Annotated in this window: 6 protein-coding genes and 1 pseudogene; 6 read left to right on the forward strand and 1 reads right to left on the reverse strand. The window is 69.7% G+C overall.

Annotation, left to right across the window (positions count from 1 at the left end; all coding sequences use genetic code 11):
* From ACTS11_RS03990 to ACTS11_RS04005, 4 genes and pseudogenes are all read left to right on the forward strand, one after another.
* Positions 1–534 (forward strand): annotated as a pseudogene (locus ACTS11_RS03990) (DUF3971 domain-containing protein); the annotation flags it as partial.
* 4 nt (positions 535–538) lie between these two features.
* Positions 539–1,594 carry a tRNA preQ1(34) S-adenosylmethionine ribosyltransferase-isomerase QueA gene (gene queA / locus ACTS11_RS03995; protein WP_442639050.1) on the forward strand — a complete coding sequence of 352 codons (1,056 nt, stop codon included), beginning with the start codon at positions 539–541 and terminating at the stop codon, positions 1,592–1,594.
* A gap of 69 nt (positions 1,595–1,663) precedes the next feature.
* A complete protein-coding gene (locus ACTS11_RS04000) occupies positions 1,664–2,920 on the forward strand; it encodes an MFS transporter (RefSeq protein WP_442639051.1) in 1,257 nt (418 codons plus the stop codon).
* Between the two features lie 23 nt (positions 2,921–2,943).
* Positions 2,944–3,525, forward strand: coding sequence for a DUF924 family protein (locus ACTS11_RS04005; protein WP_442639052.1), 582 nt, complete (start codon positions 2,944–2,946; stop codon positions 3,523–3,525).
* Here the strand turns inward: ACTS11_RS04005 and ACTS11_RS04010 are convergent.
* Positions 3,513–4,427: a LysR substrate-binding domain-containing protein gene (locus ACTS11_RS04010; RefSeq protein ID WP_442639053.1), complete on the reverse strand. Its 915-nt coding sequence runs from the start codon at positions 4,425–4,427 to the stop codon at positions 3,513–3,515. The genes ACTS11_RS04005 and ACTS11_RS04010 overlap by 13 nt on opposite strands.
* A 143-nt stretch (positions 4,428–4,570) precedes the next feature.
* On the opposite strand from ACTS11_RS04010, the gene ACTS11_RS04015 reads away from it, so the two are divergent.
* Entirely contained in the window at positions 4,571–4,855 is a 285-nt protein-coding gene (locus ACTS11_RS04015) for a DUF4242 domain-containing protein (protein ID WP_442639054.1), read from the forward strand.
* Between the two features lie 169 nt (positions 4,856–5,024).
* A partial coding sequence (gene lpdA, locus ACTS11_RS04020) for a dihydrolipoyl dehydrogenase (RefSeq protein ID WP_442639055.1) occupies positions 5,025–6,198 on the forward strand: 1,174 nt, incomplete at its 3' end.

The raw sequence follows: 6,198 nt of genomic DNA on the forward strand, positions 1-6,198 counted from the left end.
ATCTTCCGCACCGCGCATGGCGGGCGCATGGCGCTGACGCTGCAATCGGCCGCCGCGCCCCGCAGCTTCGAGGGCGCGCTCCGCATCGAGGGGCCGCGCCTGCGCGACGCGCCCGCGATGGCGGAGCTGCTGAACCTCATTTCCGTGGTCGGTCTCCTCGAACAGCTCTCGGGCGAGGGCATCAACCTGGGCACGGTCGAGGCCCGCTTCGCGCTCACGCCCGAGCGGCTGACGCTGGCCGAGGGCACGGCGGTCGGCCCGTCGCTCGGCATCTCGATGGACGGGGTCTACGACATCGCGTCGCGCCGCTACGAGATGCAGGGGGTTGTCTCTCCGCTCTACATGGTCAATGGGCTCGTCGGCGCGCTCTTCGCGCCGCGGCGCGAGGGGCTGTTCGGGTTCACCTACCGGCTGACCGGCACCGCGGAGCAGGCGAACGTGTCCGTGAACCCCCTGTCGATCCTGACGCCCGGCATCTTCCGCGAGATCTTCCGCAGACCGCCGCCGGACCTGACCGAGACCCCCGCGAACTGAGACGATGAAACTCGACGATTTCGATTTCGACCTCCCCGAGGAGCTGATCGCCACGCGGCCCGCGCGCCCGCGCTCCTCCGCGCGGCTGCTGGTGGCCGAGGGCCCGGCGACGCGGGACGCCCATGTCCATGACCTTCCGACGATCCTGAGGCCCGGCGACCGGCTGATCCTGAACGACACCCGCGTGATCCCCGCGCGCCTGACCGGCACCCGCCTCAGGCAGAGCGCGCAGGGCCCCGTCACCGCGAGGATCGAGGTCACGCTGATGGAACCGCAGGCGGACGGCACCTGGTCGGCCCTGGCCAGGCCGCTGCGCAAGCTCGCGCTGGGGGAAACGGTCGTCTTCTCCGACGCGCTCTCGGCCGAGGTCGCGGCGCTCGAGGGCGGGCTGCGCCTGCGCTTCAACCTGGCGGGCGAGGATTTCGACGCGGCGCTCGAGGTCGCGGGCGCCATGCCGCTGCCGCCCTACATCGCGGGCAAGCGCGCCCCCGACGAGCGCGACCGCGAGGACTACCAGACGATTTGGGCCGCCCGCGCGGGCGCCGTCGCGGCGCCGACCGCGAGCCTGCATTTCGACGAGGCGCTGGTGGCCGCGCTGGGCGCGGCGGGGATCGACTTCACCTTCGTCACGCTCCACGTCGGCGCGGGCACGTTCCTGCCGGTGACGGTCGACGACGTGACCACCCACCGGATGCACGCCGAATGGGGCGAGGTTCGGCCGAAGGCGGCCGAGGAGATGAACGCGACCCGCGCCGCGGGCGGGCGGATCATTCCCGTGGGCACCACCGCGCTTCGCCTGATCGAGACGGCGGCGGCCGAGGACGGCACGATGCGCCCCTTCGAGGGGGAGACCGACATCTTCATCTACCCGGGCTACCGCTGGAAGATCGCGGACGGCCTCGTCACCAACTTCCACCTGCCGAAATCGACGCTGATGATGCTGGTCTCGGCGCTGATGGGGCAGGAGCGGGTGCGCGGGATCTACGCCCACGCCATCGCGGCGCGCTACCGCTTCTTCTCCTACGGCGACGCATCCCTACTCATTCCGTCGCGAATCTGACAGACGGACCGGGAAGGCGCGGCGAGGCTCCGGGCTGATCCCCGGCGGACGGACCGCGAGGAGGCCCGCATGCTGATCGTCCTGCGCAACACCTGGCCCCTGTTCCTGGGGCTCACGTTCCTGATGCTCGGCAACGGTCTTCAGGGCACGCTTCTCGGCATCCGGGGCGCGCAGGAGGGCTTCACCACGGGCCAGATGTCCGTCGTGATGTCGGCCTACTTCGTGGGCTTCCTCTTCGCCTCGCGCATGGCGCCCGCGATGATCCGGCGCGTGGGCCACGTCCGCGTCTTCGCGGCGCTCGGCTCGTGCATCTCCGCGGCGCTGATCCTGTTTCCGACGATCACCGACCCGATCGCCTGGACGCTCCTGCGCATGGTCCTCGGCTTCTGCTTCTGCGGGGTCTACATCACTGTCGAGAGCTGGCTCAACGACGCCTCCACGAACGAGACGCGGGGCCGCGCGATGTCGCTCTACCTCATCGTGCAGATGGTCGGCATCATCGCGGCGCAGGCGCTGGTGAACCTGCCCGACCCCTCGGGCTTCGTCCTCTTCGTCATCCCCTCGGTCCTCGTCTCCATCGCCTTCGCGCCGATCCTGCTGAACGCCGGTCCGGCACCCGTGTTCCAGTCCACCAACCGGATGAAGCTGATCGAGATCTACCGGACCTCGCCCCTGGGCTGCGTATCGGTCTTCCTGCTCGGCGGCATCTTCTCGGCCATGTTCGGCATGGCGGCGGTCTTCGGAACGGTGGCCGAACTCAGCGTCCGCGAGATCTCGATCTTCGTGGCGGTGATCTACACCGGCGGGCTCCTCTGCCAATACCCGATCGGCTGGCTCTCGGACCGGATGGACCGGCGGACGCTGATCCTCGCGCTGGCGGCGGTGGGGGCGGTGGCGGCCTTCGTCATCATGCCCTTCACCGGCGTGTTCGGCGCGCTCCTCGTCACGGGCTTCGTGCTCGGCGGCGTGGTCAACCCGCTCTATTCGCTCGCCATCGCCTACACCAACGACTACCTCCAGCCCGAGGACATGGCCGCCGCCTCGGCGGGCCTCCTCTTCCTGAACGGGATCGGCGCCATCGGCGGGCCGCTCCTCGTGGGGTGGATGATGTCGGAGCTCGGGCCGGGCGGGTTCTTCGCCTTCATGGGTGGGCTTCTGGCCGCGATGGCGCTTTATTCGGCCTACCGCATGACGCAACGTCCCGCGGGCACGATCACCGGCGCCTTCGTGCCGGTCGTGCCCTCGGTGTCGTCGGCGGCGGTCGCGGCGGTGGCGATCGAGGCCGTGCGCGACCCCGAGGAGGGCGAGGGACGGCCCGCGGAATGACTGGCAAGGGAGGAGACAGCGCAATGGCGAAGGAACAGGAGGAGGTCCTCGACTTCTGGCTCGGGGCCGGGCCCGAGTTCTGGTACAAGAAGGACGACGCCTTCGACGCCGAGATCCGCGAGCGCTTCGGCGCGCTCTGGGAGCGTGGCGCGCGCGGCGAGCTCGACGAGACCTGGGCGACGAACCCCAAGGGCGCGCTCGCGCTGATCGTGCTGCTCGACCAGTTCCCGCGCAACATGTTCCGCGGCGATGCGCGGTCCTTCGCCAGCGACGACCGCGCGCTGTCGACGGCCTGCTACGCGCTCGACCGGGGCTGGGACATGCGCATCGACCCCCCCGAGCGGCAGTTCTTCTACATGCCCTTCATGCATTCCGAGCGCCTGACCGACCAGGACCATTGCGTGCGGCTCATGGCCGAGCGGATGGAGGGCGACGAGAACCTCCTCCACGCCCGTGTCCACCGCGAGATCATCCGCCGCTTCAACCGCTTCCCCTACCGCAACGAGGCGCTCGGCCGGACCTCGGGCGCGGCCGAGCGGGAGTTTCTCGAAAGCGGCGGCTACGCGCAGATCCTCGAGGCGATGAAGGCCGGTCAGGGCGCCTGAAGCGCGGCCATCGCGCGGTCCGTCTCGGCGGCCTCGGCGGCGAGCCAGGACAGGAAGCGGCGCATCTGCGGGCGGTCGCGGGCGCGCTCGCGCACCTCGAGCCGCCAGGAACCGGGCGCCGGCAGCCACGCGTCGCGGAAGGCGAGGTGCAGCTCTCCTTCCGCCAGCGCGCCGAGGCAGAGTGACAGGGGCGCGAGCGCCATGCCCACGCCCGAGCGCGCCGCCTCGAGGAGCGTGCGGAAGCTCCGGTAGCGGTAGGCCCGGTCGAGGCCCGAGTCGCGCATCCCGAAGCGCTCGAACCAGTCGCCCCAGGCGGGCGCCACGGCGACGCCGCCCCGCCGCTCGAGTTCGAGGAGCGGATAGCCCTCGAGCGGCGCGTGCGCCGGATGCCGCGCGAGGCGGTCGATGTTCTCCTGCGTGCAGACGGCCACGAAGCGGTCGGCATGGAGCGCCTCGCCCCCCGCCACGTCGCGCCCCACCTTGAGGTCGGAGGCCCCGATCCTGAGCCGCACGTCCCCTTCGCCGTTCACGTTGAACAGGATGTTGGGATGCTCGGCGCGGAAGCGCGCGAGGCGCGGCGCGAGCCAGAGCTCGGCCCAGTCGGGCTCGGCCACGATGTGGATCTCGGCCACGCGCTGGAAGTCGAGATCCCGCGTCACCCGGTCGAGCGCGGCGAAGGCGGCCTGGAGATCGGGCAGCGCGCGTTCCAGCTCCGGCGTCGGCCGGAGGCCCGAGCGCCCGCGCATCAGGAGATCGACGCCGAGATAGCTCTCGAGGCTGCGAATGCGCTGGCCGACGGCGGCGGGCGTGATTCCCAGGGCATCGGCCGCGTCCTTCAGCGAGCCGGTGCGCAGCGCCATGTCGAGCGCCTGCAATGACTTCAGGTGCGTCGCGGCCTCCATTCGCTAAAGACTACCTTCATCCGGCAAAATCTCCAAACGAAGTGCGAAAGGCTGCCTTTGGCGGGCGAAAGAAAACCGCGTTTTGCTTTCGGGGCCGCATGGCGGAGGCTGGATGCATCGACCAGCCGGAGGAGGACGACCCCATGAAACAACTCAAGCGCTACGTGATCGAACGCGAGATCCCGGGCATCGGGCAGATGTCGCTGACCGAGCTCTGCGGCGCGGCCCGCGCCTCGAACCAGGCGCTCGACCAGATCGGCAGCTCGATCCAGTGGCAGCACACCTACGTCGCCGACGACAAGACCTTCTGCGTCTACCTCGCCGACGACGAGGCCACGATCCGCCGCCATGCCGAGCTCTCGGGCATCCCGGTCACGCGGATCACCGAGACCGCGCAGATCATCGACCCGCTGACCGCGAACAACTGACTGACCCGCGCGGACAGCGCCAAGCCGCCCGCATCCGCCGGGCGGCCTGGTCGTGTCCGTGCGGCGTTGCGCTGCAGGCAGGGCGGCCATTCCCCGCGCCTTGGCCGATTGCCCGCCCGCCGGTAAATGTTTAACGTTGAACAAATCGGACCGACCCCAGGAGACCCCAATGGCAGAGACCTTCGACGTCGTCGTGATCGGCGCGGGCCCCGGAGGCTACGTCGCCGCCATCCGCGCGAGCCAGCTCGGCCTGAAGACGGCCATCGTCGAACGCGAGCACATGGGCGGCATCTGCCTCAACTGGGGCTGCATCCCCACCAAGGCGATGCTGCGCTCCTCCGAGGTGTTCCACCTGATGCAGCGCGCCAGGGACTTCGGGCTGAAGGCCGAGAACATCGGCTACGACCTCGACGCGGTGGTGAAACGCTCGCGCGGGGTCGCCAAGCAGCTCAATTCCGGCGTCGGCCACCTGATGAAGAAGAACAAGGTGACGGTCGTGATGGGCGAGGCGACGATCCCCGCCAGGGGCCGCGTCAGCGTGAAGACCGACAAGGGCACGCAGGAGCTCCAGGCGAAGAACATCATCCTCGCCACCGGGGCGCGCGCGCGCGAGCTGCCGGGGCTCGAGGCCGACGGCAAGCGCGTCTGGACCTACAAGCACGCCCTCGTCCCCCCGCACATGCCCAAGAAGCTGCTGGTGATCGGCTCGGGCGCCATCGGGATCGAATTCGCGAGCTTCTACAACACGCTGGGCGCCGAGACGACGGTGGTGGAGGTCATGGACCGCATCCTGCCCGTCGAGGACGCCGAGATCTCCGCCTTCGCGAAGAAGAGCTTCGAGAAGCAGGGCATGAAGATCCTGACGAAGGCCATGGTCAAGAAACTCGACCGCGCCGCCGACAAGGTGACGGCCCACATCGAGGCGAACGGCAAGACCGAGACGATGGAGTTCGACACCGTCATTTCCGCCGTCGGCATCGTCGCCAACACCGAGAACCTCGGGCTCGAGACGCTGGGCGCGAAGATCGACCGCAGCTTCGTGGTGACGGACGAGTTCTGCCGCACCGGCGTCGAGGGGCTCTACGTCATCGGCGACGCGACGAACGGGCCGTGGCTCGCGCACAAGGCCAGCCACGAGGGCGTCATGGTGGCCGAGCTCATCGCGGGCCGGAACAACGTCCACCCGGTGAAGCCCGAGAACATCGCCGGCTGCACCTATTGCCATCCGCAGGTGGCGAGCGTCGGCCTGACGGAGGCCAAGGCCAAGGAGCGCGGCCACGAGATCCGCGTCGGCCGCTTCCCCTTCATCGGCAACGGCAAGGCCATCGCGCTGGGCGAGCCCG

Source organism: Roseicyclus sp. (assembly GCF_052168335.1).
Classification (GTDB): domain Bacteria; phylum Pseudomonadota; class Alphaproteobacteria; order Rhodobacterales; family Rhodobacteraceae; genus Roseibacterium.